Annotated in this window: 12 protein-coding genes and 1 pseudogene; 6 read left to right on the forward strand and 7 right to left on the reverse strand. The window is 68.2% G+C overall.

Annotated elements, in window-relative coordinates; translation table 11 throughout:
* Positions 1–12: 12 nt before the first annotated feature.
* Both ABCR94_RS10130 and ABCR94_RS10135 read right to left on the reverse strand, forming a co-directional pair.
* Positions 13–153, reverse strand: a complete 141-nt coding sequence (locus tag ABCR94_RS10130; RefSeq protein WP_347118873.1) for a hypothetical protein — start codon at positions 151–153, stop codon at positions 13–15.
* 165 nt (positions 154–318) lie between these two features.
* Positions 319–879: an ATP-binding protein gene (locus tag ABCR94_RS10135; RefSeq protein WP_347118874.1), complete on the reverse strand. Its 561-nt coding sequence runs from the start codon at positions 877–879 to the stop codon at positions 319–321.
* Positions 880–1052: 173 nt separating this feature from the next.
* Here ABCR94_RS10135 and ABCR94_RS10140 point away from each other — a divergent pair, with 173 nt between their 5' ends.
* Positions 1053–2219, forward strand: a complete 1167-nt coding sequence (locus ABCR94_RS10140; protein WP_347118875.1) for a helix-turn-helix transcriptional regulator — start codon at positions 1053–1055, stop codon at positions 2217–2219.
* A gap of 30 nt (positions 2220–2249) precedes the next feature.
* A complete protein-coding gene (locus ABCR94_RS10145) occupies positions 2250–3041 on the forward strand; it encodes a 5-formyltetrahydrofolate cyclo-ligase (RefSeq protein WP_347118876.1) in 792 nt (263 codons plus the stop codon).
* Positions 3042–3365: 324 nt separating this feature from the next.
* On the opposite strand, the gene ABCR94_RS39030 is transcribed toward ABCR94_RS10145, so the two are convergent.
* Both ABCR94_RS39030 and ABCR94_RS10150 read right to left on the reverse strand, forming a co-directional pair.
* Complete coding sequence (locus tag ABCR94_RS39030; protein WP_521976741.1) at positions 3366–4520, reverse strand: caspase family protein; 1155 nt, start codon at positions 4518–4520, stop codon at positions 3366–3368.
* Between the two features lie 8 nt (positions 4521–4528).
* Entirely contained in the window at positions 4529–4936 is a 408-nt protein-coding gene (locus ABCR94_RS10150) for an effector-associated constant component EACC1 (protein ID WP_347118877.1), read from the reverse strand.
* A 346-nt stretch (positions 4937–5282) separates the two neighbouring features.
* Here ABCR94_RS10150 and ABCR94_RS10155 point away from each other — a divergent pair, with 346 nt between their 5' ends.
* From ABCR94_RS10155 to ABCR94_RS10170, 4 genes are all read left to right on the forward strand, one after another.
* Positions 5283–5693 (forward strand): hypothetical protein, encoded by a 411-nt coding sequence (locus tag ABCR94_RS10155; RefSeq protein WP_347118878.1) that lies wholly within the window; start codon positions 5283–5285, stop codon positions 5691–5693.
* A gap of 67 nt (positions 5694–5760) precedes the next feature.
* Entirely contained in the window at positions 5761–6435 is a 675-nt protein-coding gene (locus ABCR94_RS10160; RefSeq protein WP_347118879.1) for an ABC transporter ATP-binding protein, read from the forward strand.
* The gene (locus ABCR94_RS10165; protein ID WP_521976631.1) at positions 6432–8732 is read left to right on the forward strand and encodes a permease-like cell division protein FtsX; all 2301 of its coding nucleotides are present in this window, start codon (positions 6432–6434) and stop codon (positions 8730–8732) included. The genes ABCR94_RS10160 and ABCR94_RS10165 overlap by 4 nt, the downstream gene beginning before the upstream one ends.
* A 37-nt stretch (positions 8733–8769) precedes the next feature.
* Positions 8770–9429, forward strand: coding sequence for a class I SAM-dependent DNA methyltransferase (locus ABCR94_RS10170; protein ID WP_347118880.1), 660 nt, complete (start codon positions 8770–8772; stop codon positions 9427–9429).
* A 17-nt stretch (positions 9430–9446) separates the two neighbouring features.
* Here the strand turns inward: ABCR94_RS10170 and ABCR94_RS10175 are convergent.
* The 3 genes and pseudogenes from ABCR94_RS10175 to ABCR94_RS10185 all read right to left on the reverse strand — a co-directional run.
* Positions 9447–9572: pseudogene (locus ABCR94_RS10175) on the reverse strand (restriction endonuclease); the annotation flags it as partial.
* Between the two features lie 286 nt (positions 9573–9858).
* Entirely contained in the window at positions 9859–10743 is an 885-nt protein-coding gene (locus ABCR94_RS10180) for an NAD(P)H-binding protein (RefSeq protein WP_347118881.1), read from the reverse strand.
* Positions 10744–11076: 333 nt separating this feature from the next.
* The gene (locus tag ABCR94_RS10185; protein WP_347118882.1) at positions 11077–12039 is read right to left on the reverse strand and encodes a LysR family transcriptional regulator; all 963 of its coding nucleotides are present in this window, start codon (positions 12037–12039) and stop codon (positions 11077–11079) included.
* Positions 12040–12101 lie beyond the last annotated feature (62 nt).

The raw sequence follows: 12101 nt of genomic DNA on the forward strand, positions 1-12101 counted from the left end.
CGGGCCGTCCTTTCAGTCGTTGCTGTCGGAGACGCCGGTCGAGCCGCCGTCCGAGCCTTGCTCGGCGCGGCTGCGGGCGGCGGTGAGTCGGCGGCGTGCGACCAGCAGGCCGTCCTCCTGCTCGCCAGTCACTACGGAAATCTGCTCGGGCATGACACGTACTCCTCTTCTTGAGTGTGGGACGGGCCGGGTGCCCAATCCCCTATCTGCGGGCAGTGCCGCGTGCCGAGGCGGGGGAACCGCCGCTGTGCACGGAGCGCCACCGGGGGCTCACCAGCTGCGGGGCAGACCGATGAGCCGTACTCCGGGACCGGAGCCCTAGGTAGGGCGGCTCCTGAGCCCGGCCCCCTGCCCCACCTGGTGATGCGGCAGGGGAGTCAATGGGGGTGAGTCGCACAAGTCGCGAGGACAGCGCCAAGCAGCGGCAGCGCGTACCAGAGCATTGAGGCGGGCGCTGCCTGCCAACGCGGCGGTGGGGCCGACTTCGAACCACACCGCCTTGCCGACCGGTAGCGTCACCACGCCCCAGTCAGCTGCGAGAGCCGAGACGAGCAGCAATCCTCTACCGTGCTCGGCGTCCTCGTCAGCAAGGGCGGAGACAGGTTGCACCGGGTCGGCGTCGCACACCTCGACCCGCAGACGAGTGCCGTCCCAAGCCACCGTGACCGTGCACTCCAACGCGGTGTGCACCACGGCGTTAGTGATCAACTCGCTTGCGGCCAGCTCGACGTCGCGAACCGCCTCGTCCGACAGCGGAGTCGCCCACTCCCCCAGACCTGCCCGGATCCGCCGACGAGCCATGGAGACCGCCTCGTTCTGCGCTGCCACCTGAAACACCAGCAGCCGGTAGGGCCCGGGATTCGTCTTACGGATCACCATGAGCGGTCGGCCCTTCTGGTCGGGAACTGGCTGCGAGTCCCAGACAACCGCCCCAACTGCCCTCATCCCAGAGCACAATGGACGCATCGATGCGGTATCCGTGTGGCACACCGGGGCATGACCTCGAAGAACCGGACACCGACGACCGGGAAACCGCGCGGGAAGCTGAACTCATGGCGCTGAAAAGGCACCTCTTCATCCAGCGGCGCCTGGCCGCCGGCCTCACTCAGGAAGCGCTCGCCGAGAACCTGGGCGTCGATCGATCGACCATCGTGCGCTGGGAGGCAGGCAAAGGCTCTCCGCAGCCATGGATGAGGCCCCGCCTGGCCACTCAATTACAGGTCACCGCAGATGAACTACACGACCTGCTCACCGCCACCGGCCAGGCCGAATCTCTCCACACCCAGCGCCGCGAACACGCTCTGCGCCAACCCGCCCGCACCGACCTGGCAACCGCCGGCGTCTTGCGCGACGACTTCGAGCACCTGGCCTCCCGCTACGACCACGCCCCCTCGGCCGGTCTACTCGCCGAAGCCGGACAACATCTCACCGAGATCGGAGCGATCGCGGCGGGAGCCAGAGGCGGCCGTGTCCAACGCGCCATGCGCACCCTGCAGGCGGATGCCTCCACTCTCATGGGCCAGCTCATCTGGGACGCCTCCCAGCGCCGCGACCACGCCACCACCCGCATCTACTACAGCCAGAGCGTCAGCGTCGCCCGCCACCTCCAGGATCGCGCCCTGGAATCCCACGCCCTACTCCGCACCTGTTACGTCGCGCTGTACGGAGCCCACGACCCGCGCAACGGACTCACCCTGGCCCGCCAAGCTGCCGAAATCGCCCGTCCCGTCAGCCGCGCGCTGACCGGATTGGCCACCCTCCACGCCGCAGAGGCCCACGCCATGCTCGGCGAAGCCACCGAGTGCGAGAGCTCGCTCGGCCGAGCCGAGCACCATCTGGAGCACACCGACCCGGCAGACATCGCCGCCGAACTCGTTTCTCCCACCCAGTTCGGCCGCCTCGCCGGATCCTGCTATCTCAGTCTCGGCCAACACGAGCGAGCCGAGAAGACGCTGATGAGTACGGCCGCCCAACTGCGCGATCGCCGGAAGTCACGCGCCATCGTGCTGGGGAACCTTACGCTCGCCTATATCCGCCAAGGCGAGGTCGACGCAGCCGTATCCGCCCTTGGCACAGCCATCGACGAGCTGGAGGAAACGCGCGGCGGAGGAGGCATGAACATCGTCTTCGGAGCGGCCCGCGAACTGCGCCCCTGGCGAACCCAGCCCGCAGTCGCCGACGTCCATGACCGGCTCCTGGACCTGATCGCCACACCCTGAGCATCCCCCGCACGCGCAAGGAGAACCTGGGTGACCCACACGCCCGACCGCCAAGCCAAACAAGTCGTCCGCACCCAAATCTGGGACGCCCTCGACGCCGCCGGCGCCGTCCACGACACAACCTCCCATGGCCGCATCCCCAACTTCCACGGTCGCGAGGCCGCCGCCGACCGCCTCGCCATCCTCCCGGCCTGGCAGCGCTCCCGCATCATCAAGTCCGTCCCCGACAAGGCCCAGTACCCCGTCCGCGTCCGCGCCCTGACCGAGCACAAGACCGTCTACATGGCCGTCCCCAAGCTCGCCGCCGAGCGCCCTTTCTACCTCTTGGACCCCGTAGCCCTCTCCGTTCCACCCGCTGAGGCCGCATACAGCCGCACGGCCGCCATGCACGCTCCCACCGTCGAGGTCGACGCCCTCGCCCCCATCGACGTGATCGTCCTCGGCAGCGTCGCCGTCAACCCCACCGGCGTACGCATCGGTAAGGGCGCCGGCTACTCCGACATCGAGTTCGCCCTTCTCGCCGAGGCCGGCCTCATCACTCCTGACACCCTCATCGTCACCACCGTCCACTCCCTGCAGGTCACGGAAACTCCTATCCCCCATGGCGCACATGATGTGAACGTCGACCTGATCGTCACCCCGGACGAGATCATCATCTGCACTCACCCTCACCGGCCGAGCGGCATCCTCTGGGACCGACTCCCAGCTGCCAAGGTCGAAGCCATTCCCTCCCTGCGTGCCCGCGCGAGCGGGGGACTTTGCGCCAAAGGCGGCGTCACTCCGAGAGAATCTGGCCGTAGGTCGCCAAGACACACCCCGTGAAAGCCATCCGCTGTCACACTGCCATCCGGAGCAAGCAGTCTGTTCAAACTTTTCTCGGGGGAGCGGAAATGGCAAAGAGCCGCAAGGGGTACTACCGCGCAGCGCACCACGTGAAGCCGACTACAGTCTCCAGCCGAATGAAGAAGCCTGCGACGTGGGTGGTTGTGGTAGCTGTACTGCTGTTGATTGCTGCATGGAACACCCTGTTCGGAAGCGATTCCGACGATGTCACTCCGAAACACCAACCGGCTTCGCCGACGACAAAGGTGTCATCACCCCGCTAGCACGGCCGGTCAAATCCGGGCCTTCCGGGACAGCGGAGTGTTACTCCTTGATTCTGCGTTTGGCGCGCCGTTCAAGCTTCCTCCAGATCGTCAACTGCGGTGCAGTTGACGATCTGGAGGCTTCCTGCTGCTGAGACTCGACAACAGTCTCTGCCCGCTGCTCAGCCCTCAGCCGCTCCCAAGCCTCCTTCCAACTGACGATCTGACTCACGGGAACGCCGCACGTTGACAAGAAAACGTGGGTGCTGTTCCAACGACTGGGCAGAGTCTTCCTGTTCAGGAGGCTACTCACGGTGCCTGGCGCGATGCGGCCGCCCGACTGTGCGCTGATGTCCTTGTGGCTCATACAACTCGTGACTCGGACTTGAGAGAGTGCGTCGATGAACCCCGTGGCGGTACGAAGACCATTCGGGTCAGGCCAGGGTCGCTCACGTAGCGGCTCTCCCGCCTCGTGCCCGAACCGAGTGGGGGCAGCTCGAAAGGAACGGTTTCGGCACAGCGCAAGCTGACCAGCCGTGTTCCCGCCTCGTTTCTGAGGGGCGGGGCGCCCTTTGGCCGTCAGTGCTCTGCGAATGTGCCCGTAGACAGAATCAAGGTCGAGCAGCGGGGAGCCACTTGGGATTCCCGCCCTCAAAAGGTTGAGCAGTTCGGCCGTAAACGCAGTGTATGTGTCACCCGGAGGAGCGAGTGCCTGCCGGTGTCCCGGAGATGCCGCCATGACATAACTCCCCTCGATTTCCGCTTGCTCCACCAATTCAGCGGGTCCGCTCATTGCCCCGAGCACCTTGCCGCTGAAGCAGCAATCGAGTACCACAACGTGCCGTTCCGCCCGACTCCTCAAGAGCATTTTACGAAGGTGGTCGTACTGCAATCCTGTATCTGCCCGCTGGGGTATCGATCCGGACACAGACAGGTACAGGTCACCATCCTCAGTCTGAAGACCGTGCCCGGCGTAGTACACCAGCAATGTGTCCGTCGCCTTTTCCGCCGCATATTTCACCGCGTCCAATACCTGTGTCGCAGTGTCTGGCTCCGGAACCACAATGCAGTGCCCGTCCCTCAACCCCCAGGAATGAGGTCCCGCCAGTTCATGCGCAAGTGACGTCAGGTTGTTGACCACCGCGGGCAGAGACTCAAGGTGGGCATAGCGGCTGGCCCCGATCAGCACCGCATATGACGCACCAGCGTCAGGCATCCTGCTGCTCACGGGCTCAAGCCCTCCCCGTCCCCACTCTGTTCAAGCAACTCGATCACACGCTGGATCTCCGCGTCGCTACAGTCGGACAGCGTGACGATTGTTTCTCCGCGCCTCACCGTGACCCCGGGATCACGCCTACGCGTCTGACGCCAGGTGGCAAGCGTGAAGGCAAAAGCTGCTGCACTCCAACCGTTGTCCGTCACCAGTTGGAGGATGTCGACCGCGCCGCCCATTTGGCCGGGACGTGGAGGCTGCTCAACCAGTTCTAGACCGGCAGTGCGTCGCACGGAAGGTTCGTCTCGAAGCCAGCCGTAAAGGGACCGAAGTTCATCGTCGCCGCCTTGCACACGCACCTCGATGTGCACAATATCCCCCACCCAAGTCCACAGCCCTAGCAGGCATGTCAGTTCCATGGTCCGCCAGAACGGCCCCCCATGGGATGGCTTCCCCTGAACTGCACACACGCGCGAAGCCGAGTGTTGTGGGTGCCTGCGTTGGTCACGCGACTCTCACGAGATCGTCCGCAGCGCTGGCCTTGTCGGCCTGCCGGCTCCACTCACCGCCATCCTCAGCCCGCCCTCAGGTGGCAGCACAGCCATGCCAGAGGGCGAGGTACCAGGACCAAGCGGCTCGCGCCGCGCCGTCACCCTTCCGCAGCGCTTCACCGGATCGGGCGAAGTCACGCCGTAGATCAACTCATTGGGTAGTCGGACCGCTACCTTCTGTGATGTTCACGAATGGCCCTCAACTGGAGGAACAGTGCGGAAGTTCGCGACGGCGGCGATGGCCGTCAGTCTGTTTATCGGCGGGGTGGGTGCTTCCTTCGCCCAGTCTTGGCATCCCGTTCCGAAGATGGAGACCGGTGGCGCGGTGTTCAGCGAGGCGACCTACACCTGGTGGCCCAAGAGGAAGAGCCACGGCGGTTTCCAGCTCAAGGGAAGGCTGACTGACACGGGGCCCAGCGACGGGCACAACGTCTATGTGCAGGCCAAGGTCGAGAGCTACAGCTGGCGGCGTTTCAACGGTGTGCAGAAGAGGAGCGTTCGCCTGGACAAGCTGCTCTACGACGGTGCGGCTCAGCACACCCGCAAGGCATGGGTCCGCGCGTGCCGGGACCGGGGCTCATTGCGGCCGGACAACTGCTCGGTGACAAAGCACTACGCGAGGTAGTCGACGGCCAACCGTTACGGAGGCCGGAGCAGTCCGGCCTCCGCAGCACAAGGGAGTTCGCATCACCATGGACGCCGTACTCCACGCCCGGGGCGTGGATCTCCTCTATGGCTCTCAACGAGCCGTAAGCGGTGCTGATTTCGCACTGCATCCTGGCGAGGTCGCCGCCGTCATGGGCAGCAGCGGCTCCGGGAAGTCGTCGCTCCTGTACTGCCTGGCCGGGGTGCTTGCCCCGACCAAGGGCAAGGTGGTCTTCGACGGAGTTTCGTTCTCGAAGCTCACCGACGACGAGCTCAGCACGCTGCGACGCGAGCGCTTCGGGTTCGTCTTCCAGTACGGGGAGTTGCTGCCCGAGCTTACGGTCGAGGAGAACGCCGCGTTGCCGTTACGGCTCGCCGGGCAGCGAAAGGCGCAGGCCCACGCCGCCGCCGCGGAGGTACTGGAACGGCTCGGGCTGGCGGAGTTGAAACAGCGTCGGCCCTCGCAGGTATCCGGTGGGCAGAACCAGCGCGTCGCGGTCGCGCGTGCGCTCGTACACCGCCCGTCCGTGGTGTTCGCCGACGAGCCGACCGGCGCCCTCGACAGCGCCAACGCCGCTGCCGTTCTTGAGGAGTTCCTACACCTGGCGCGCTCGCAGGGCACAGCGGTGGTCATGGTGACGCACGACGCGGCGGTGGCCGCGCACGCCGACAGCCAGTACACGATGACCGACGGGGTCCTGTCGCAGCGGGTGACGGTGTGAACACCTTTCTTCTCGGACTGCGTCTCCTGTGGTCTGGCGGGCGGAAGGGGCGAGCCCGCTTCCTCCTCATGTCCGTCGGCTGCTCCTTGGGCGTGGCTTGCTTGGCAGCCGTGCTGACGATCCCCGCGATTCTCGCGGCCCACAACGGCCGGTCCGCCGAACGCGATCCGCAGACGGTTCTCGAGGTGATGCATGCCCGGTCCGCCGCCGACACCGTCTTCCTCGAGCGTCAAGACCCTTACGGTTCGCGACCGTTCAACCGCGTCTTTGTCTCCCGACCGACCACAGGCCCGGCCCCTGTCCCACCGGGTCTCGACCGGCTGCCCGCGCCGGGAGAGGTACTCGTCTCCCCCCAGTTGCGCAAGATCGTGGCGGACGAGCCCGGCCTCCTGGGGCTGCTGCCCGGCCGAATCACCGGCACGATCGGCGCGGAAGGGCTCGCAGGCCCTGATGAGCTGTACGCCTATGTCGGTCAGACCCGGGACCAGATCCCGTCCGCGCGCCCTCTGGCCGGCTTCGGCTCCCGGTTTTCCCCGTCCCCCGTGGTGGAACCCGACACCCTCGACATCCTCCGCTTCACCCTCGCCTGCTTGGTCCTGCTGCCCCTGGTCGTATTCCTTTCCGTGTGCGCACGGCTGTCGGCGGAGACGAGGGCCCGCAGGCTGGCCTCACTCCGGTTGCTCGGACTGAGCATCAGGGGCACCCTGCGCGTCAACGCCGTCGAGACCGTCGTGGCAGCGCTCCTCGGCGCGCTGCTCGGCATCGGTGAGTACTTCCTCGTCAACGAGGTCATGGCCCGGATCGGACTCCCCGGGCTCCAGTGGTACGCAGCCGACGGCCGCCCCTCGGTGACCACCCTCGCCATCTGTCTGCTCGCCTGCCCGGCCTTGGCCTGGCTCGTCGGACGTCACCACGGCCGGGAAGCCGCCCTCACCCCGCTCAACGTCCGACGCAGCGCCCAGCGCAAACCCCCGCGCAAGTACGGCCTCTTACTCCTGCTGCCCGGCCTCGGCGTCATCACCGGCTACTGCGTCCTCGGTGCCCTGGGACACGACCCCTCCCAGGGCTACGCCAACGCCGTGCTAGTACCCGCAGCTGTCCTACTCACCGGCGCCGGCCTGGTCCTTGCCCTCGCCCCGATCACCTCCTGGCTCGCCCGCCGCCTGGCCGGAACCACCCAGTTCCTCCCGCTCACCCTGGCCATGCGCCGCAACGAGGTCGAGCCCGGCAGCTCCCTGCGCGTAGTCACCGGCCTCGTACTTCTCGTGTACGCCGCCTCCCTGACCCAGGGCGTCCTCGTCGAACTCAACCAGGTCAGCCGCCCCAACTCACCCACCCAGGAATACCGGCTCGCGCTTGCCGACGTGACCGCCGGGCAGCGCGCCCGGATGGCCCGGATCGACGGAGTTCGGGCTAAGGCCGTCACCGCGGAGTCCTGGATTCCCGCGGTCACCTCCACCGCCCCCCGAATCAACGCCTTCGTCGGCACCTGCGCCCAGCTCGCATCCTTCTCCGACGGGGTCTCGGGATGCGTCGACGGCAAGGTGCAACGGCTCACGGAACCCGGTTACCCCCAGAACCCCGATGCGAAGCCGGGGAAGAGCTACCCCTTCCTCCTGCGGCAGCCCTCCGGCCGACCCTCGGCACACGGGACGAAGTTCTCGGTCACCGTGCCTCATGACCATCTCACCATCCATGCTCGCCAGCCTTCCGCCCTCAGCGGTTCGGACGTACTCGTCCCTCCCTCGCTTCTCCCCGCCCGCGCCATCCCCGCGAACGGAGACTTCTACCTCACCACCTCCTCCGAACCCCAGGCAGTACGTACCGCACTCAACGGCATCGGCGCTCTTGCGCCCACAGCCGCAGTCGAGCCCGTCGGCCTCATCATCGAGACCCTGCAGCAGATCACCGTCGTCAAGAGCCTCCTGGCTGTCGGCATGATCCTCGGCCTCGTCATCGGCGTGGCCGCCTTCATCGTGTCCGTCGCCGACCGCGCCATGGAACGCAGAGGGCAAATCACGACCCTCGCCCTCCTCGGCGCCCGCGCCACCACCCTGCGCACCGCCCAATGCATCCAGGTACTGCTGCCCCTTGCCATCGGCCTCGTGGCAGCACTCGTCGCCGGCCGTCTCGCCGAGTCCAGTTACCTCATCACCGGAGGCGGTGCAGTCTTCTGGGACGGGGACGGCCTCCCCCTCCTGCTCGCCTGCACCCTCGGCGTATTGGTCGTAGCAGGTGCCGCGTCCATCCCCTTGGTACGCCGCCACGTCGACCCGGAGCACATCAGGCGCGACTGACTCGCGCCCCGCTGGACTCGGAGTAGGGTGCCCCACCGTGACCGAACCGGACTTCCTGGATGCCACGCGGGTGTTCTACGACGCCGTAGCCGTCGACTACGCCGAACGCTTTCGCGAGGAGCTCGGCGTCAGGCCGTTGGACCGGGCCATGTTGGCGGGGTTCGCCGAGTTTGTGCGGGCCGACGGCGGCGGGACGGTTGCTGATCTCGGGTGTGGACCCGGGCAAGTGACCGGCCAGTTACGGGACTTGGGGCTGACCGTCTTCGGGGTCGACCTGTCGCCGCAGATGATCGAAGTCGCCCGGCGGGCTCATCCGGAGCTGCGGTTCGACGTGGGGTCCATGACCGATCTGGATCTGCCCGACGGGTCACTTGGCGGCATCGTGGCCTGGTACTCGATCATCCACGTTCCGCAGGAACGGCTGCCGGAGGTCCTTGCCGAGTTCCAGCGGGCGCTCGCCCCCGGCGGCCACCTGCTGCTCGCCTTCCAAGTCGGCGACGAGCCCCTGCACGTGGCGCAGCCGCTCGGGCACCCGGTGTCGCTCGACTTCCAGCGGCTCCAACCGGACCACATCGTCGGGCTGTTGAGCCAAGCCGGGCTGGTCGTGCGTGCCCGGCTGGTGCGTGAGCCCGGTGACGGCAATACAGAGAGGACGCAGCAGGCGTTCCTGCTGGCCCGCAAGCCGCCACCGGCTTAACCGATGCCTCCGCTACAAACGCGCCGCCCGTCGGGAGTCGTGGCTATCACGTCCGCTCCCAAGTCCCCCGCGCCCCCGACGACGTACACATCGCTGCAGCCGTCCCGTTCGCAGAGCGCGGCGATCAAGTCCTCGAACGCGTCGGCGTCCATGTCCGCGTAGCCCAGGGGGCGGTGCATTCGACAGGGTGCGTCGTAGTCCGCAGGAGCCGCGAGGTCCGTGGGCAGCGGGTCGGCCCGGACGGCCGCTGCCTCCACCCGCGCCGTCTCGGCCACAGAAGCGGCAGAAAGCTCTTCTCCCGCAGACCCCGCAGACCTCTCGGACCCCTCGGACCCCTCGGACCCCTCGGACTCGGAGACGCATCCTGCCAGGCCCGTTCCCGCCGGGCCTCGGCCCGTCAGGCCCTCCGCCAGCCACGTCTTGCGGGCCCTAGCCGAGCAGGTGCCGGTAGCTCGTCGGGTGCTCCTTGAGGAATTCGGCGAAGGTCTTCGCCGGGTGGCCGGTCAGGCTCGGCACGGCGTCGGAGACTGCCGCCATCTCGCCGGCCGCGATGGCTTCGTACGACGTCACCCAGCCCGTGACCTCCCAGTCCTCGGCGCCGTACTGCGCCCGCGAGGCGTACGCCTCCTCACGGGTCTCCGGTACGTATGTGATGCCGCGTCCGGTGACGCGGCTCAGCTCGGCCGCGGCTTCGGCGAGGGAGAGGGCGCGGCCGCCGGTGATGTCGTAGGTGACGCCGTCGTGGTCGTCGCCCTTGTCGAGCAGTACGGCCGCCGCCGCGTCCGCGATGTCCTCGTGCGCCACCGCCGAGACCCGGCCGTCGGCCCCCGGGCCGCGGATCACACCGTCCTCGCCGGTCATGGCCGGGAGCGCGGCCAGGTAGAAGCTGTCGCGCAGGAAGGTGTGGCGCAGGCCGGTGGCGCGGATGTGGTTCTCGGTGTGCCAGTGGTCGCGGCCGAAGGTGAACGTCGCGTCCGGGGCCGCGCCGAGGAACGACACGTACACGATCCGCTCGACGCCCGCGGCGACCGCGGCGTCCACGGCGGTCTTGTGCTCACTCACCCGGTCGGCGCTCTCGTGCGCGGAGACGAGGAAGAGCGTGTGTGCGCCGTCGAGGGCGCGGCGCATGGCCGCGGCGTCGCCGTAGGCGGCGGCCGGCGCCTTGACGGCGCCGGGCAGGTTCGGCAGGCGGGAGGTGTCGCGGCCGAGAAGGCGCAGGGCGCTGTGCTCGGCGATGAGGCGGTGGGAGACACGCCTGCCGATCTGGCCGGTGGCTCCGGTTACGGCGACGAGGGGGGACCGGGACGGGGGCATGGAGGTCCTTCACGGGGCGCGGGGTTCGGGCGGGGCGGGACGTGGCTGCTTGTTACAGGCAGCGTAAGTGGGGAGCCGCGCTTGGGGCGGGAACGCCTGCGGCGGGCTGATCTTCCCCTACCCGCCCCTTCCCGAACCAGAGGCAAGGCCCCCGGGCCCCCGGACGCCCGTCCGGCGCTCGAGGGCCCTGCGGCGGAGTGCTTGATGTTGTTCTCCCGCTCCGCGAACCGGTGGACGGCGATGTCCGTGGAGAGCGCGACCGCGACGCCCATGGGGACCGAAGCCTGCCCCCTGGCCCGACCCCTCACCCGCCCGCGCCGTAGAGCCGCACGCTCACGCCACCGCACCGCGCGACAGCAGCGGGCTCTCATTGCGCAGCAGCCACTGCCGGTAGCCGGAGGCCCGCATGGCCGCGTCGCGGTACGCCGTCTCCAGGTCGGCGTACACGGCGTCGAAGTCGGCGAACCCCGGCCGCGAGACCAGCATCAGGCGCACCCCGAGCGGGTCGCCGCGCAGCGGACGGATGGCCATGTCGTCGCGCGGCCCCGAGGTCGGCTGGCAGGGGGCGACCGCCTCGCCGATCGCGATCAGGGACACGGCGGTGAGGTAATCACCGTGCAGCAGGGGCGGGTTGAGCCCGGCCGCGACCAGTACGCGGCGCAGGCCGTCCCATTCCCCGTCCACCGCCGGGTCGACCATCCAGCGGTCGCCCGCCAGGTCGGACAGCTCCACCACGGACCGCGCCGCCGCCGGATGGTCCGGGGCCATGCAGATGAACTGCGGCTCCCGGTCGACCAGTACGCGCTCCACGAGCCCGGCGGGGAGGCGCAGCGGGAAGCCCTCGACCTCGTGCACAAAAGCCACGTCGAGCTGCCCGGCCGCGAGCATCCGCAGCAGCGCGTTGGCCGATACGTCGACCTGGAGCGAGGTGTCCGTTTCCGGCAGCCGGATCCGGAGCCGGCGCAGCCAACCCCCTATGACCCGGCTCGCGGTGGCGCCGATCCGCAGTCGCGGGCCCTGGGTCGTCCGGGCCACCGCCTCCCGCGTCTCGGTCACCAGCGCGTTCATCCCGTCCACCAGTGGCCGCGCCCTGCTCAGCACCGCGCGCCCCAGCGGGGTCGGGCGGCAGCCGGTGCGCTCGCGCGAGAACAGTTCCGCGCCCAGCGCGTTCTCGATGCGGCGGAGCTGGGTGGTCAGTGAAGGCTGCGTCGTCCCGAGCAGGCGGGCCGCCTTGTGCAGGCTGCCCGTGTCGGCGATGGCGCACAACGCACGAAGGTGCCTGACCTCAAGCTCCATACCCCGAGCCTACGGCGACCCCCTGCGTCACACCAGACACCCGAAGCACAGCAATTGGCTTC

The sequence above is a fragment of the Streptomyces changchenzhani genome, from assembly GCF_039766235.1.
In the GTDB taxonomy this organism is placed as follows: Bacteria; Actinomycetota; Actinomycetes; order Streptomycetales; family Streptomycetaceae; genus Streptomyces.

Coding starts and splice junctions, on each gene's coding strand:
- ABCR94_RS10130 (WP_347118873.1), bottom strand. CDS start 153: ATGCCCGAGCAGATTTCCGTAGTGACTGGCGAGCAGGAGGACGGCCTG.
- ABCR94_RS10135 (WP_347118874.1), bottom strand. CDS start 879: ATGGTGATCCGTAAGACGAATCCCGGGCCCTACCGGCTGCTGGTGTTT.
- ABCR94_RS10140 (WP_347118875.1), top strand. CDS start 1,053: ATGGCGCTGAAAAGGCACCTCTTCATCCAGCGGCGCCTGGCCGCCGGC.
- ABCR94_RS39030 (WP_521976741.1), bottom strand. CDS start 4,520: ATGCCTGACGCTGGTGCGTCATATGCGGTGCTGATCGGGGCCAGCCGC.
- ABCR94_RS10150 (WP_347118877.1), bottom strand. CDS start 4,936: ATGGAACTGACATGCCTGCTAGGGCTGTGGACTTGGGTGGGGGATATT.
- ABCR94_RS10160 (WP_347118879.1), top strand. CDS start 5,761: ATGGACGCCGTACTCCACGCCCGGGGCGTGGATCTCCTCTATGGCTCT.
- ABCR94_RS10180 (WP_347118881.1), bottom strand. CDS start 10,743: ATGCCCCCGTCCCGGTCCCCCCTCGTCGCCGTAACCGGAGCCACCGGC.
- ABCR94_RS10185 (WP_347118882.1), bottom strand. CDS start 12,039: ATGGAGCTTGAGGTCAGGCACCTTCGTGCGTTGTGCGCCATCGCCGAC.